The sequence below is a fragment of the Roseovarius sp. CAU 1744 genome, assembly GCF_039839345.1.
Lineage (GTDB): Bacteria > Pseudomonadota > Alphaproteobacteria > Rhodobacterales > Rhodobacteraceae > Roseovarius.
Genome location: NZ_JBDOQV010000005.1, coordinates 357,454 through 371,779 on the forward strand (window position 1 = coordinate 357,454; position 14,326 = coordinate 371,779).

At 62.9% G+C, this 14,326-nt stretch carries 12 protein-coding genes; 6 read left to right on the plus strand and 6 right to left on the minus strand.

What is annotated here, in order from left to right; genetic code table 11:
• Positions 1–163 precede the first annotated feature (163 nt).
• Positions 164–1,168 (plus strand): Fe(3+) ABC transporter substrate-binding protein, encoded by a 1,005-nt coding sequence (locus AAFO92_RS12660; RefSeq protein WP_347535612.1) that lies wholly within the window; start codon positions 164–166, stop codon positions 1,166–1,168.
• A gap of 74 nt (positions 1,169–1,242) precedes the next feature.
• Here the strand turns inward: AAFO92_RS12660 and AAFO92_RS12665 are convergent, their stop codons facing one another.
• On the minus strand, positions 1,243–2,022 hold the full coding sequence (locus tag AAFO92_RS12665; protein ID WP_347535614.1) for a DeoR/GlpR family DNA-binding transcription regulator: 780 nt from the start codon (positions 2,020–2,022) through the stop codon (positions 1,243–1,245).
• Between the two features lie 209 nt (positions 2,023–2,231).
• On the opposite strand from AAFO92_RS12665, the gene AAFO92_RS12670 reads away from it, so the two are divergent.
• The 5 genes from AAFO92_RS12670 to AAFO92_RS12690 all read left to right on the plus strand — a co-directional run bounded on the left by AAFO92_RS12670 (position 2,232) and on the right by AAFO92_RS12690 (position 9,611).
• On the plus strand, positions 2,232–3,173 hold the full coding sequence (locus AAFO92_RS12670) for an ABC transporter substrate-binding protein (protein WP_347535616.1): 942 nt from the start codon (positions 2,232–2,234) through the stop codon (positions 3,171–3,173).
• Between the two features lie 100 nt (positions 3,174–3,273).
• A complete protein-coding gene (locus AAFO92_RS12675) occupies positions 3,274–4,296 on the plus strand; it encodes a betaine/proline/choline family ABC transporter ATP-binding protein (RefSeq protein ID WP_347535618.1) in 1,023 nt (340 codons plus the stop codon).
• Positions 4,293–6,290 carry an ABC transporter permease subunit gene (locus AAFO92_RS12680; protein ID WP_347535620.1) on the plus strand — a complete coding sequence of 666 codons (1,998 nt, stop codon included), beginning with the start codon at positions 4,293–4,295 and terminating at the stop codon, positions 6,288–6,290. Before AAFO92_RS12675 ends, AAFO92_RS12680 begins: the two co-directional genes overlap by 4 nt.
• 3 nt (positions 6,291–6,293) lie before the next feature.
• Entirely contained in the window at positions 6,294–7,163 is an 870-nt protein-coding gene (locus tag AAFO92_RS12685) for a choline/ethanolamine kinase family protein (protein ID WP_347535622.1), read from the plus strand.
• Positions 7,164–7,172: 9 nt separating this feature from the next.
• Positions 7,173–9,611, plus strand: coding sequence for an FAD-dependent oxidoreductase (locus AAFO92_RS12690; protein ID WP_347535624.1), 2,439 nt, complete (start codon positions 7,173–7,175; stop codon positions 9,609–9,611).
• Positions 9,612–9,657: 46 nt separating this feature from the next.
• Here the strand turns inward: AAFO92_RS12690 and AAFO92_RS12695 are convergent, their stop codons facing one another.
• The 5 genes from AAFO92_RS12695 to AAFO92_RS12715 form a co-directional block, all read right to left on the minus strand.
• Positions 9,658–10,455, minus strand: coding sequence for a substrate-binding domain-containing protein (locus tag AAFO92_RS12695; protein ID WP_347535626.1), 798 nt, complete (start codon positions 10,453–10,455; stop codon positions 9,658–9,660).
• A gap of 14 nt (positions 10,456–10,469) precedes the next feature.
• The gene (locus AAFO92_RS12700) at positions 10,470–11,183 is read right to left on the minus strand and encodes an ATP-binding cassette domain-containing protein (RefSeq protein ID WP_347535628.1); all 714 of its coding nucleotides are present in this window, start codon (positions 11,181–11,183) and stop codon (positions 10,470–10,472) included.
• The gene (locus AAFO92_RS12705; protein WP_347535630.1) at positions 11,180–11,884 is read right to left on the minus strand and encodes an ABC transporter permease; all 705 of its coding nucleotides are present in this window, start codon (positions 11,882–11,884) and stop codon (positions 11,180–11,182) included. The genes AAFO92_RS12700 and AAFO92_RS12705 overlap by 4 nt, the downstream gene beginning before the upstream one ends.
• Before the next feature lie 88 nt (positions 11,885–11,972).
• Positions 11,973–13,397, minus strand: a complete 1,425-nt coding sequence (locus AAFO92_RS12710; protein WP_347535632.1) for an FAD-binding oxidoreductase — start codon at positions 13,395–13,397, stop codon at positions 11,973–11,975.
• Positions 13,398–13,441: 44 nt separating this feature from the next.
• Complete coding sequence (locus AAFO92_RS12715) at positions 13,442–14,317, minus strand: MBL fold metallo-hydrolase (RefSeq protein ID WP_347535634.1); 876 nt, start codon at positions 14,315–14,317, stop codon at positions 13,442–13,444.
• Between the last annotated feature and the right edge of the window lie 9 nt (positions 14,318–14,326).

The following is a 14,326-nucleotide window of genomic DNA, read 5'->3' on the forward strand; positions in this document are numbered from 1 at the left end:
CGTACCGCCCAACAGGATCAGCAATATCAGCTTGGCCCAGCGACGAAACCGGCGTGAAACCTCAGCCGTTCAGCGGATTTGTGCAGAGTCAGATTTTTGACTTGACTATTTTAGTAGGAAATAAGAATGGTTGCCGAGTAATTTTGTCAGAAAAGGAAGCCCCATGAGGACCCTTACCCTTGCCGCCGCCCTTGCCTTGGCCACGCCCGCCATCGGACAGGAGGTCAATGTCTATTCTTCGCGCCACTACGACACCGATGATGCGCTCTATGCCAAGTTCACCGAAGAAACAGGCATCAAGGTCAACCGGGTCGAGGCCAAGGCGGACGAGCTGATTGCCCGGCTTGAGGCCGAAGGCAACAACAGCCCGGCGGACGTGCTGATCACCGTCGATGTGGGCCGGATGGACCGCGCCGAACAAGCCGGCCTGCTGCAGGCATTTTCCTCGGATGTGGTCGAACAGAAGATCCCGGCGCATTTCCAGCATCCCGACAACCTCTGGTTCGGCATCTCTCAGCGTGCGCGGATCATCTATTACGCCAAGGATCGCGTCGATACCCCGCCGGCAACCTACGAGGAACTGGCGGATGAGAAATGGAAAGGCACGATCTGTATTCGCTCGTCCTCGAACATCTACAACCAGTCGCTGATGGCGTCGATGATCGAAACCCATGGCGAGGACGCTGCCCGGGAATGGGCCGCCGGTGTGCTGGCCAACATGGCGCGTGATCCACAGGGTGGCGATACCGATCAGCTGCGCGGCATCGTGTCAGGCGAATGCGACGTGGCGGTCGGCAACCACTACTATTTCCTGCGCGGTTTTTCCAAGGATGTGGACGGGCTGACCAGCGGCATCGACAATATCGGCTGGGTCTGGCCGAACCAGGATGATCGCGGAACCCATGTGAACCTGTCCACCGCGGCGATTCTGGCCAACGCGCCGAATGCCGAGAATGCCACCAAGCTGGTCGAATTCCTGACCAGTGATTTTGCCCAGGAACACCTGGCGGTTCAAAACCACGAATATCCCGCCGTGACCGGGGCAACCGGCACCGAAACCACCGAACGCCTGGGCGAATTCAAGGGGGACGAGACCACCCCCACCGCCGCGTTCAGCCGCAACGCCGGTAAGGCACAGAAGATCTTCAACGAAGTCGGCTGGGACTGATACAGGGCAGAGCAGGCAAGGGGCGGTACCTATCGAAGGTGCCGCCCCTTTTCATTTGGCGGACCGCATGAAGGTCAGTCAACCACCACCAGGTCAACCTCGCGGTCTTCCAGCATGGACCTGATGGCCGCAGGCGGCTGCGTATCGGTATAGAACACGTCAAAACCCGGCGAGGTGCCCAACGCCACGGGCGCGCGCTTGTTAAACTTGCCATTATCCGCCACCACGATTTTGACTTGCGCATTGCGCGCCGCCACGCGGGCGATATTGGCCTCTTCGAGATCATGCAGCATGAAACCCGTCTCGGCATTCACCGCCCCCACGGAAAAGATCGCGAACTGCACCTTCAGCCGGCCGATCAGGTCCAGTGCCTCGGCCCCGAAGGCGCCGCCGTCATGCGCCCTGAGTTCGCCGCCTGCCAGAAAGACGCGGTTGCCGTTGCGCGTGGCCAGGGTGCTGGCGACAAAGGCGGAATTGGTCACCACGAACAGATCGCTTCGCTGTTTCAGCGCCATCGCCACATAGGCGGTGGTGGAGCCGATATCCAGAAACACCGAATCCCCGTCGCTTATCGTGTCGGCCACAGCTGACCCAAGCCGCGCCTTGACATCGGCGTGGGTGGAAATGCGGCTCTCGAATGTCGCCTCCGACAGATCCTCGACCAGGTGCACGCCGCCATGTACCTTGCGGACGATGTTGCTCTGTTCCAGCGTGCGGATATTCCGGCGGATGGTCTCGTTGGTGACACCCAGAACCTCGGCCAGGAAACTGACGCGGCACGATCCCCCGGCCTTCTTCAGCTCGTTGAGGATTTCTTCTTCGCGCTGGTTGGTGGTCTTTCCCTGTGTCTGCATGATCATCCTGATTGTTTGACACCCCCAGAAAGCCACAAAAAGCAACGCACGCCAAGTCAAATTTGCACTGAAAAGGGCGTGCTCACCTGATAATTGGGCCAATTATGTGGGAAAATGTGGTAATGATTGACTAAAGCCAAATTTTGCCGCAGGATTTTCCTGCAATCACATAAAAACCAAAGACTGCAAAACAGACGGGGAGTAATAAAATGTTTAATTTCAAAATTTTGGGCGCGATGGCGATAGCCGCCGCAACAGCCTCGGCAGGGTGGGCAGCAGATTCGTCCGACCCGATCAAGCTGACGCTGCACGACTGGTCCGGCCAGTTGATCAACACCAAGATCATGGGCAGCATCCTGGAAGAGGCCGGTTACAACGTCGAATATGTACAGGCCGACTACATCGCCCAGTTTGCCGGGCTGAAGACCGGCGATCTGCATCTTGCCATGGAAATCTGGGAAACCACCGGGCGCGGCGCGCTGGACGAGGCCACTGCCACCGGCAATGTCGTCAATGTGGGCGAAACCGGCCTGATGGCGATCGAGGAATGGTGGTATCCGATGTACATGAAGGAGCGTTGCCCCGGCCTGCCCGACTGGGAGGCGCTGAAAGACTGCGCCGAGGAATTCGCCACCGCCGAAACCTCGCCCAACGGACGCTATGTAGGCGGCCCCGTCACCTGGGGCGGGTTTGACGATGAACGGGTCGAGGCGCTGGAGCTGGATTTCGAAGTGGTGCACGCGGGCACCGACGCGGCGCTGTTTGCCGAATTGGAATCTGCCTATCAACGGCAAGATCCGGTCATTCTGTGGGTTTACGTGCCGCATTGGGCCCCGGCTAAATACGAAGGCGAATTCGTCGAATTTCCGCCCTACACACCGGAATGCTACGAAGACCCGTCAGTGGGCGTGAACCCGAACATGGCCTATGATTGCGGCAAGCCCCGCGGCCCGATCTGGAAGGCCGCCTGGGCAGGCCTGCAGGAAAAATGGCCCGGCGCCTATCCGATCATCGAAGCCTACAAGCTGAGCAACGAAGAGATGAGCGCCATGGTCGGCCGGGCCGACCTGGAAGGTGTCGATGTCGATACGGTTGTTGCCGACTGGATGGCCGAGAACAAGGACCGCTGGTCCGGCTGGATCGGGCAGTAATCTCCCCAGGCCGGGGCGGGCACGCGAGTCTTCCCCGGTCTAAATCTCAACAGGTTTGCTATCATTCTGCCGGTTCAACGGTCAGAATCGGGGTCTCTTGATGAATTCGACTTTCAAGCTTTCGTGCCGCAACATCTGGAAGCTTTACGGCACAGAGGCCGACGGGTTCCTGCGTCACAATCCCGACCCGTCGGACGCGGAAATGCGCGGCGCCGGCATCATCGGAGCGGTGCGCAACGCCAGCCTCGATATCGCCGAGGGCGAGATTTTCGTCATCATGGGGCTGTCGGGCTCGGGCAAGTCGACGCTGGTACGTTGCCTGTCGCGGCTGATCGAACCCACCGGCGGCGAGGTCTTGTTTGACGGTGCGGACCTGCTGCACGCCAGCGACGCGGAAATGATCGAAATCCGGCGTCACAAGCTGGGCATGGTGTTCCAGCATTTCGCGCTGCTGCCGCATCTGAGCGTATTGCAGAATGTCATGTTCCCCCTGACCGTGCAGGCCGTTCCTAAACCGAAAGCCGAGGCAAAGGCCCGCGAAGTGGTCGAGCTGGTCGGCCTTGAAGGGCGCGAAGACTACTACCCGCGCGAACTTTCCGGCGGGCAGCAACAGCGCGTCGGCATCGCGCGCTCTCTGGTCACGGAACCGGACCTGTGGTTCCTGGACGAGCCGTTTTCGGCGCTTGATCCGCTCATTCGCCGCGAGATGCAGGATGAATTCCTGAGCCTGCAGGCGCGCCTGCACAAGACCATCGTGTTCATCACCCATGATTTCGACGAGGCCGTGCGCCTGGCCGACCGGATCGCCATCATGAAGGACGGCAAAATCATCCAGGTGGCCACGCCCGAGGAACTGGTGGTCAACCCGGCCTCGGATTACGTCGAGGAGTTCACCCGCCACATCCCGCGCGACAAGGTGCTGACAGCCGGCGGGCTGATGACCAGCAGCGGCACCGCCGAGGGCATGCCGATCCCCGCCAGCGCCCGCATTTCGGACGTGGCCGAACGCATCATCATGGCCGAGGGGCCGGTGCCCGTGGCCGATGCCTCCGGCGCCATCGTCGGCACGATCGACCGCAAGGCCATCGCGCATGTCCTGTTCGGCTCCGGGGGTGGCACATGACCAGACGGCTCAGCCCCGCACTTCTGATCACGCTGGCCCTGATCGCCGTCACGATCCTTTTGGGCGCTTATGGCAGCGACCTGTCCAAGGCGCTGGATGCGCGCTGGCTTGTGAAATTCCCCTCGGCCTGGATCATCCCGTTCAAGACATACATCTCAGCCGCGATGAAATGGCTGGTCGAAGAGGCCGCCATCGGGCCGCTATCCTTTACCGATGTCACCCGGTTCATCGCCTGGCTGATCGAACAGCCGTACCGCTTTGTCCTGTCCCTGCTGGCGGACGGCTACACGACCGGGCGCGGGGCAGAGACACGCACCATCCTGCCCCCTGTCAGCTGGGTCGTCGTGACCGTCGCCGTCATGGCGCTTGGCCAGTATTGTCGCGACTGGCTGCTGGCCGCGCTGGTGGGCGCCTGTTTCGTCTATCTTGCGGTCTTCGGCCAATGGGACAGCGCGATGGTCACGCTGGCCTCGGTCCTGATTGCCGTGCCGATCGGCGCGGGCGGCGGGCTGCTGGTGGGGGTCTGGGCCTATCGCCATCCCCTGGGCGAGCGTATCCTGATGCCGGTCCTGGACCTGATGCAGACCATCCCGATCTTTGCCTATCTGGTGCCGATCCTGTTCATGTTCGGATTCGGCCCGGTTTCGGCGCTGGTGGCCACCATCATCTATGCCACGCCGCCGATGGTGCGGGTCACCATCCTGGCGCTGAAATCGGTCGATCCGGAACTGGTCGATTTCGGGCGCATGGTCGGAACGACGCCACGCCAACTGATGTGGCGCGTGCTGGTACCCTCGGCCTCGCACAGCCTGATGGTGGGCGTGAACCAGGTGATCATGCTGACACTGAACATGGTCATCATCGCGTCGATGATCGGCGCCGGCGGGCTGGGTTTTGACGTGCTGGCGGCGCTCAGGCGACTGGATATCGGCGCGGGGTTCGAGGCCGGTATCGCCATTGTCGTGCTGGCCATTGCCGTCGACCGGCTAAGCCAGGCCTTCGCCGAACGCATGGGCCAGATCCACCACCCGGTCACCGGCCAGAGCTGGCTGGTATCTCACAAGCGCACGGTGATCGTGCTGGTGTTGCTGGTGCTGACCTGGGCATTCGGGCGCTTCGCCCCTGCCCTGATGGATTATCCGCCATCGCAGACCATCACCACCGGCGCCTTCTGGGATGACACCGTCAAGTACCTCAACGTCAATTTCTTCGACACGTTCGAGGCGATCAAGGTCTTCTTCCTCACCTGGTTCCTGCTGCCGATCAAACGCACGCTTCTGGGCATTCCCTGGCCCTGGACCATCGCCATGCTGGTCCTGCTGGGCTGGCGCGCGGGCGGCTGGCGGCTGGCGCTTCTCTGCGGCGGGATGTCCGGGCTGATCGCCATTACCGGGCTGTGGCCCAAGGCGATGGTCACTGTCTATCTCTGCGGCGCCTCGGTCATCATCGCCACGCTCATTGGCGTGCCCCTTGGCGTTCTGGCCGCGCTGAACAAGCGCGCCGGCGTGGTCATCAACGTGCTGATCGACACGCTGCAGACCCTGCCCAGCTTCGTCTACCTGATCCCGGTGGTGATGCTGTTCCGCGTGGGCGATTTCACCGCCATGATCGCCATCGTCCTCTATGCCCTCGCCCCTGCCGTGCGCTATGCCGCCCACGGCGTGCGCAATGTCAGCCACGACCTGATCGAGGCCGGCATCGTCTCGGGCTGCACCCCCCGGCAGCTTCTGCGCCTCGTGCGCCTGCCCCTGGCCCTGCCCGAGATCCTGCTGGGCATCAACCAGACCATCATGCTGGCCCTGTCGATGCTGGTCATCACCGCCCTCGTCGGCACCCGCGATCTGGGCCAAGAGGTCTATATCGCGCTGACCAAGGCGGATACCGGTCGCGGCATCGTCGCCGGGCTGGCCATCGCCTTCATCGCCATCATCGCCGACCGGCTGGTCAATGCCAGCGCCCGCGGCGCCCGCAAACGCTTTGGATTGGAGAGCTGAGCCATGAGCCACGCCGATTTCCGCAGCCTGCCCTTCTGGCAGGGAGAGATCACCGCCACGCCGCTGGACGGCGGCATCACCAACGTGAACTACCTGGTCGAGGATGCGGGGCGCAAATACGTGGTGCGGGTGGGCGACGACATCCCGCTGCACCAGGTCATGCGCTTCAACGAACTGTCCGCCAGCCGCGCCGCCCATGCCGCCGGTATTTCGCCCGCCGTGGTTCATTCGGCGCCGGGGATCACCGTGCTGGAATACATTGACAGCAAGACGCTTACCGAAGAGGACGTGCGCGACCCCGCGATGCTGCCCCATGCGCTTGACCTGGTGATGCGCTGCCACCGCGAGGTGCCGAAACACCTGCGCGGGCCGTCACTCGTCTTCTGGGTGTTCCACGTCATCCGCGATTATGGCGCGACCCTGCTGGAACGCGACAGCAGCCATGCGGCGATAGTGCCGGAACTGGTCAAGATTGCGGGACAGCTGGAACAGGCCGCTGGTCCCTATGACATCGTTTTCGGCCACAACGATCTGCTTTGCGGCAATTTCCTGGATGACGGCAGCCGCCTGTGGCTGATCGATTACGATTATGCGGGGTTCAATTCGCCGCTTTTTGATCTGGGCGGGCTGGCCTCGAATAACGGGCTCAGCGAGGCGCAGGAAACCTGGATGCTCGAGACCTATTTCGAGGCCCCTGTCACCGGCGGGCTTCTGAACCGCTATTCGGCGATGAAATGCGCCTCGCTCCTGCGCGAAACGATGTGGAGCATGGTGTCCGAGATCACCTCGGAAATCGACTTTGATTATGGCGCGTACACGGCTGAAAACCTTGACCGTTTCCGCGCCGCGCACCGAAATTTCAACAATAGCTGAGGCACCATCATGGCAGAGCTTCCCACCACGGCCAAGGCAGTCGTCATCGGCGGCGGCATCATTGGCTGTTCCACCGCCTATCACCTGGCGAAACTGGGCTGGACCGACACGGTGCTGCTGGAACGCAAGAAACTGACGAGCGGAACCACCTTTCACGCTGCCGGGCTGGTAGGCCAATTGCGGTCAAACGCCAATATCACGCAGCTTCTGGGCTATTCGGTCGATCTCTACACCAAGCTCGAAGAGGAAACCGGCCTTGGCACCGGCTGGAAGATGAATGGCGGGCTGCGGCTGGCCTGCAATCAGGAACGCTGGACCGAAGTCAAGCGGCAGGCCACAACCGCCCACAGTTTCGGGCTGGAGATGGAGCTGCTGACCCCGGCGGAGGCGCTGGAACTGTGGCCGCTGATGGACATCTCGGACCTTGTCGGCGCGGCCTACATGCCCACTGACGGACAGGCCAACCCCTCGGACATCACGCAGGCGCTGGCCAAGGGCGCGCGCATGGCCGGTGCCGCGATCTTCGAGGATACTAAGGTGACCGACCTTGAAATCGAAAACGGCAGGATTCGCGCGGTCATCACCGATCAGGGCCGCATCGAATGCGAAAAAGTGATCTGCTGCGCCGGTCAATGGACCCGCGATTTCGCCGCGCGCTTCGGCGTCAACGTGCCGCTGGTGTCGATGGAGCATCAATACATGCTGACCGAACCGATGGGCGTACCCTCGACCCTGCCGACCCTGCGCGACCCGGACCGGCTGTGTTACTACAAGGAAGAGGTCGGCGGGCTGGTCATGGGCGGGTACGAGCCCAACCCGATCCCCTGGGCGGTAGAGGGTATCCCCGAGGGTTTCCACTATACCCTGCTCGACAGCAATTTCGACCATTTCGAGCAGATCATGGAACAGGCGCTTGGCCGGGTTCCGGGTTTGCAGACCGCCGGGATCAAGACGCTGACCAACGGGCCCGAAAGCTTTACCCCCGATGGCAATTTCATCATCGGAGAGGCGCCGGAACTCAGGAATTTCTATGTCGGCGCCGGGTTCAACGCCTTCGGCATCGCCTCAGGCGGGGGCGCGGGGATGGCGCTGGCGGAATGGGCGCACAAGGGCGCGCCGCCCTTTGACCTGTGGTCTGCCGATATCCGCCGCTTTGGCCGCCCGCATTTCGACACCGATTGGGTGCGCACCCGCACAGTCGAGGCCTACGGCAAGCACTACACCATGGCCTGGCCGCACGAGGAACATGATAGCGGCCGCCCCTGCCGGAAATCGCCGCTCTATGACACGCTCAAGGCGCAAGGCGCGTGTTTTGGTGAGAAGCTGGGCTGGGAACGGCCCAACTGGTTCGCGGCGGACGGCGAGACCGCAAAGGATGCCTACAGCTTCGGCCGCCAGAACTGGTTTGCCGCCAACGCGCGCGAGCACACGGCAGCGCGGCAGGCGGCGGTGCTGTTCGACCAGACCTCCTTTGCCAAATTCGCCCTCAAGGGCCCCGATGCCCTGTCCGCGATGAACTGGATCTGCGCCAACAATATCAACAAGCCGGTGGGCCGCCTGACCTATACCCAGATGCTCAATGACAAGGGCGGGATCGAATGTGACCTGACCGTCGCACGGGTGGCCGAGGATGAATTCTACATCGTCACCGGTACCGGGTTCGCGACCCATGATTTCAACTGGATCAGCCGCAACATCCCCGACGGCATGAATTGCCAGCTCTTCGATGTCACCTCGTCCAACGCGGTGTTGTCCCTGATGGGCCCCGAGGCACGCAATATCCTGCAGGAAGTCACGCGTGCGGACATGTCGGATGCCGCGTTCAAATTCGGCACCGTGCGGACCATCGGCATCGCCGGATGCCCGGTGCAAGCCCTGCGCATCACCTATGTGGGCGAGCTGGGGTGGGAGCTGCACCTGCCGGTCGAATACGCGCAGACCGTCTATGATGCATTGATGCGGGCGGGCAAGGCACGCGGGCTGGTCAATGCCGGCTACCGCACGATCGAGTCGCTGCGGCTTGAAAAAGGCTATCGCGCCTGGGGGTCGGATATCGGGCCGGATCATACCCCGTTCGAGGCCGGGTTGGGCTGGGCCGTGAAGCTTGCAAGCAATACCGATTTCAAGGGCCGCGCCGCGGCCGAGGCGCAGAAATCCGGCGGCGTGCAGAAGATGCTGGCCACATTCACGGTGGCGCCGGACGTCGTGCTGCTGGGGCGCGAGACGATCTACCGCGATGGCAAGCGCGTCGGCTGGTTAAGTTCGGGCGGGTTCGGCCATACGGTCGGCAAGTCGATCGGGCTGGGCTACGTGCGCAATGCCGAGGGTGTCGATGCCGACCATGTGCTGTCCGGGGACTACGAACTTGAGGTCGCAACCGAACGTGTGCCCGCAAACGTGCATCTGGCACCGCTTTACGACCCCGACATGGCCCGCATCAAGATGTAGGCGCAAGGCGCGGGAAAGATTGCAATAATCTCTCCCGGCCCGCGTGTTACCTGTCTGCGTTGAAGGTAAAGAGCTGCTCACCGTTGAGGCGATAGCCGTCGATCAGTTCCTGTGCCCGGTCGGATACCAGCCATGCCTCAAGCTGATCGGCAAGACCCGATTTGACATGCGGGTGTTTTTCCGGATTTACCGGCAGGTAGGCATATTGGTTGAACAGCACCGGATCGCCCGAAAACAGCAGCGCAAGATCACCCTTGTTGCCGAAATTGAGCCAGCTCGCGCGGTCCGACAGGATATAGGCCCCCATTCCCGACGCGGTGTTCAGTGCCGCACCCATGCCCGCGCCCACGGCGTTGTACCATTCGCCTTCGGGTGCAATCCCGGCGGCCGTCCACAGGCTCAGCTCTTTCTTGTGGGTGCCGCTGTCATCGCCCCTGCTGACAAAAGCCGCCCCGGTCCCCGCGATCCTTTGCAGCGCGTCGGTTGCATCCGCCGCGCCACCGACCCCGGCCGCATCCGCAGAAGGGCCGATCACCACGAAATCATTGTACATGATCTCGGTCCGGTGGGGGGCATTGCCTGCGGCCACAAACTTCTCCTCCGCGGCCTTGGCATGGACCAGAATGGCATCCACGTCGCCCGCCTCGCCCAGGCGCAGCGCCTGCCCGGTGCCCACCACCAGCAAGTGCACCTCGATACCGGTGTCCTTGCGAATCTCGGGCAGCAGCACCTCGGCCAGTCCGGAATTGTGAAATGACGTTGTCACCGCCATCTTCATCTCTTCCGCCAGGGCGGCGGTGCCCACGGCCATAGCCGCGATGAGTGCCGTAATCAGTCTTGTCATCGCTCTGGTCTCCTTCACTCCACGATGTCACCATTCAGAAAGGCCTGCGCCTGCGGCGTTTCCGGCTGGTCGAAAAACCCGCCCGCCGGGCCGAATTCCTGCACGCGCCCGTGCAGGATGAAAATCACTTCACTGGCCAGGCGTCTTGCCTGCCCCATGTCATGGGTGGACATGATCAGGCGCGTACCATCGGCGACCGCGCGCTGCAGGATGGCCTCGATCTCGCGCATTGCCCGCCCGTCGAGCGAGGCGCAGGGTTCGTCCAGAAACAGCAGGTCCGGGTTGCGGATCAGCGCCCGCGCCAGGGCCAGTTTCTGCCGCTCGCCGCCCGACAGGACCGTGGCCTGCCGCGCTGTCGCCTCGGACAGCCCGATCCGTTCTGCCCAGGCTTCGGCCTGCGCGCGCGCTTCGGCTTTCGGCAATTTCAGCAGGCGCAGCGGATAGATCAGGTTTTCCAGCACCGTCCGGCGGAGCATCACCGGGGTCTGAAAGACAAAGGCCTGTCGCCGCTGCGCCTCCTCGGTACTGCAGGCCCAGTCAATCTGACCGCCGTTCAGGCGAAGAATACCGTGCAACATCTTGAGAAGGCTGGTTTTGCCGGACCCGTTCGGCCCGATCACGATGGTCACGCCACCGGAACCGAGCGTCAGGTCGATCGGCCCGACCAGCACCTTGCCGCGCCGGCGCACCTGTGCACCAGAAACGTTGAGGGGAAAGAGATCGCTCACCACCTGCCCTCCCGCTCGGTATGGCTCAGCCAGTGGATGGTCAGGTTGATGGCAATCGCCAGGGCGATCAGCACGAAACCCAGGCCCAGTGCCAGCGCGAAATTGCCCTTGCCGGTCTCCAGCGCGATGGCCGTGGTCAACACCCGGGTCGCGTGGTCGATATTACCGCCGACGACCATGATCGCGCCGACCTCGCCGATCCCGCGTCCGAACCCGGCCAGCGCCGCCGTCAGCAGCGCCCGGCGGCTGTCCCATAACAGCGTCTTGATTCGCTGCGTCTGGGTGGTGTTCATAGAGATCAGCAGATCGTGGTATTCAGCCCAGAGATCGCGCAGCGACTGGTGGGCGATCGAGGCGATCAGCGGCACGATGATGATCACCTGCGCGATGATCATCGCCGTGGGCGTAAAAAGCAGGCCCAGCACCCCGAAGGGCCCCGCCCGCGACAGGAACACATAGACGATCAGCCCCACCACCACCGGCGGCAGCCCCATCAGCGCATTGAGCACCGCGATGGTGATCCGCCGGAACGGAAACCGCCGCACCGACAGCACGGCTGCCAGCGGCAGGGCGATCAGGCTGGCGATCAGCAACGCACTTAGCGTCACCTGCAACGACCGCAGCGTGATTTCCACCAGATCCGCATCCAGCGTGACAATCAGCCAGAAGGCCTGTGCGATCCCGTCCCAAAGCTCTGACATTGCAGGCAGTTTTCCCCTCACCCCGGCAAGCCCGGGGCATCCGACGCGCAGTTAACCGCGCGCCGCGGCCGGAAACAACCGCAAATCTTCAGTCAGCGGGCTGGCGCAGCACGGCGCCGGGATTCATGATCCTTTTGGGGTCCAGCGCGGCCTTGATCGCCCGCATCGCGGACATTTTGACCGGATCGCCATAGCGTTCCAGGTCATCGACCTTGAGCCGGCCGATCCCGTGCTCGGCGCTGACGGACCCGCCCATCCGGTGAACCAGGTCATGCACTGCGCGCTTGATCGCCTCGCGCAAGTCCAGGTACGAATCCCGGCTTTGACCCTTTGGCGGGAAGACATTGTAATGCAGGTTTCCGTCGCCCAGATGGCCGAAACAATTGACCCGGAAATCGCCCAGCCTGGCTATGACTTCGCCACCGCGGCGGATGAATTCGGGGATCGCGCCCATCGGCACCGAGATGTCGTGCGAACTGATCGACCCGACCCGCCGGTTGGCTTCGGGGATCTGTTCGCGGACCTCCCAGAACTGGTGCCGCTGCGCCTCGGACTGGGCGATCATCCCGTCGCTGACCAACCCTGCCTGCACCGCGTCGGCGAAGAGATCTTCGAGCGCCGCCGCCGGGTCCAGCCCCCGCGCGAGGCCCACGTCGATCAGAACGAACCAGTCAGGCGGCGCGTCGAATGGCTGGCGCAGATCGGGCAGCGTCTCGGCCAGGAAATCCAGGCCCGTCCGGTGCATCAGTTCAAATGCGCTGACCCCCTCGCCCAGGTGATTACGCGCCAGCGCCAGCAAGTCCAGCGCCGCCCCGGGGCCGGGCACCACAATCAGCGCCGTCCCCTCGCCCGCGGGGCGCGGGAAAAGCTTGAGCGCCGCCGCCGTGATCACCCCCAGCGTGCCCTCGGACCCGATCAGCAGGTTCTTCAGATCGTAGCCGGTGTTGTCCTTGCGCAGCCGTTTCAGCCCGTGCCAGATCTCACCGTTGGGCAGCACGGCCTCCAGCCCCAGGCAGAGGTCACGCGCATTGCCATAGCGCAGCACGTTCACCCCGCCGGCATTGGTCGCCAGGTTGCCGCCGATCCGGGCCGACCCCTTGGCCGCAATACTGAGCGGGAACAGACGGTCGACGGCCGCTGCGGCATCGTGAATGTCGGACAGGATTGTGCCCGCCTCGGCCACCATCACGTTTTCCTGCGGGTAAACGCCCCGGATCGCGCGCATCCGCTCCAGGCTCAGCAGCACCGGCGCCGGTCCCTCTGGCAGGATCTGCCCGCCAACCAGTCCGGTGCCGCCGCCATAGGGCACAACGCCCACCCCGGCGGTGAACGCGGCACGAATGGCCGTGGCCACGTCCTCGACCGTGGCTGGCGCCAGCACAACCCCCGCCTGCCCGGACCACCTGCCGCGCGGCTCTTCCAGGTAGTGCGGTGCGGCCTCACGAAAACACGATGGCGGCAACTGGCGGCGCAGATGGTCCACGAAGGCGGGAACGGCGGGGTTGAGTTTCATGGGTTATCTCTAGCACCTTCGCAAGCCGGGTCCAGACCCGCGGCTCATTCATCCTTGCGCAGGAAAGAGGGGCGCAGGACCATCACCGTTGGCCGGGTGGGCAGATGATCAAGCGACAGCGACAACTCGGAACCGCCCGCATCGACGATGTCGAAATCGCCCTCCATCCCGTTCAGGAACCGGCCCAGCGAGCCATCTGCGAACCAGTGCATCGGGATGACGATCCGCGCGCGGAACCGGTCCATGACCTTGAGCATCGTCGCCAGGTCCAGCGTGACCCCGCCATCGACCGCGGCCATCACCACGTCCAGCCGACCGATCGCGGCATATTGTTCGGCAGAAGGTTCGTGATGCAGATGCCCCAGATGCCCGATACACAGCCCGGCTGCCTCGAACACGAATATGGAATTGCCCTTCGGTTCGACGCCCCCGCCCGAGCGGATATCCGTGGAAATGTTGCGGATCAGCATTTCGCCCAGATCAAGATAATGATCGATGCCTTCGCCAAAGGGCCCCCATCCCGGCAGGACATGCGGAATGGCAGGGTCTGGATAGGCGGTGTAATGGGTCGAGTGGGCGTGGTTCATCGTCACCACATCGGGCATGAAATCGACATTGCCGACGAAGCCGGTGAAATCCGTGACCGCCGACAGCCCGCCGGGGGTCTGCAAGAGAAAACTCGCGTGCGAAAGATAGCGCAGGCGAACGGTGCCATCCTCGACCGGGTCAAGGAAGGCGGCCTGCTGCAACCAGGTCACCCCGGGCACCCGATCCGCAAAGGCAAGACAATGGCTGGGCGGACGTTCCTGCGCGGCCACGGCGACGGGCAGCAAGAGAAAGATATATGTCAGAAAGAACCGGATGAGCGCCCTCGCTTTTCCCAGATGATAGCACGCCCCGGATTGATTTCTACGGGGCATTGAGTCTGA

Excerpts from the sequence above, each read along its gene's own strand:
- AAFO92_RS12710 (WP_347535632.1), bottom strand. The coding sequence starts at position 13,397 with ATGAAACTCAACCCCGCCGTTCCCGCCTTCGTGGACCATCTGCGCCGC.
- AAFO92_RS12660 (WP_347535612.1), top strand. The coding sequence starts at position 164 with ATGAGGACCCTTACCCTTGCCGCCGCCCTTGCCTTGGCCACGCCCGCC.
- AAFO92_RS12690 (WP_347535624.1), top strand. The coding sequence starts at position 7,173 with ATGGCAGAGCTTCCCACCACGGCCAAGGCAGTCGTCATCGGCGGCGGC.
- AAFO92_RS12670 (WP_347535616.1), top strand. The coding sequence starts at position 2,232 with ATGTTTAATTTCAAAATTTTGGGCGCGATGGCGATAGCCGCCGCAACA.
- AAFO92_RS12705 (WP_347535630.1), bottom strand. The coding sequence starts at position 11,884 with ATGTCAGAGCTTTGGGACGGGATCGCACAGGCCTTCTGGCTGATTGTC.
- AAFO92_RS12675 (WP_347535618.1), top strand. The coding sequence starts at position 3,274 with ATGAATTCGACTTTCAAGCTTTCGTGCCGCAACATCTGGAAGCTTTAC.
- AAFO92_RS12685 (WP_347535622.1), top strand. The coding sequence starts at position 6,294 with ATGAGCCACGCCGATTTCCGCAGCCTGCCCTTCTGGCAGGGAGAGATC.
- AAFO92_RS12715 (WP_347535634.1), bottom strand. The coding sequence starts at position 14,317 with ATGCCCCGTAGAAATCAATCCGGGGCGTGCTATCATCTGGGAAAAGCG.
- AAFO92_RS12680 (WP_347535620.1), top strand. The coding sequence starts at position 4,293 with ATGACCAGACGGCTCAGCCCCGCACTTCTGATCACGCTGGCCCTGATC.
- AAFO92_RS12665 (WP_347535614.1), bottom strand. The coding sequence starts at position 2,022 with ATGCAGACACAGGGAAAGACCACCAACCAGCGCGAAGAAGAAATCCTC.
- AAFO92_RS12695 (WP_347535626.1), bottom strand. The coding sequence starts at position 10,455 with ATGACAAGACTGATTACGGCACTCATCGCGGCTATGGCCGTGGGCACC.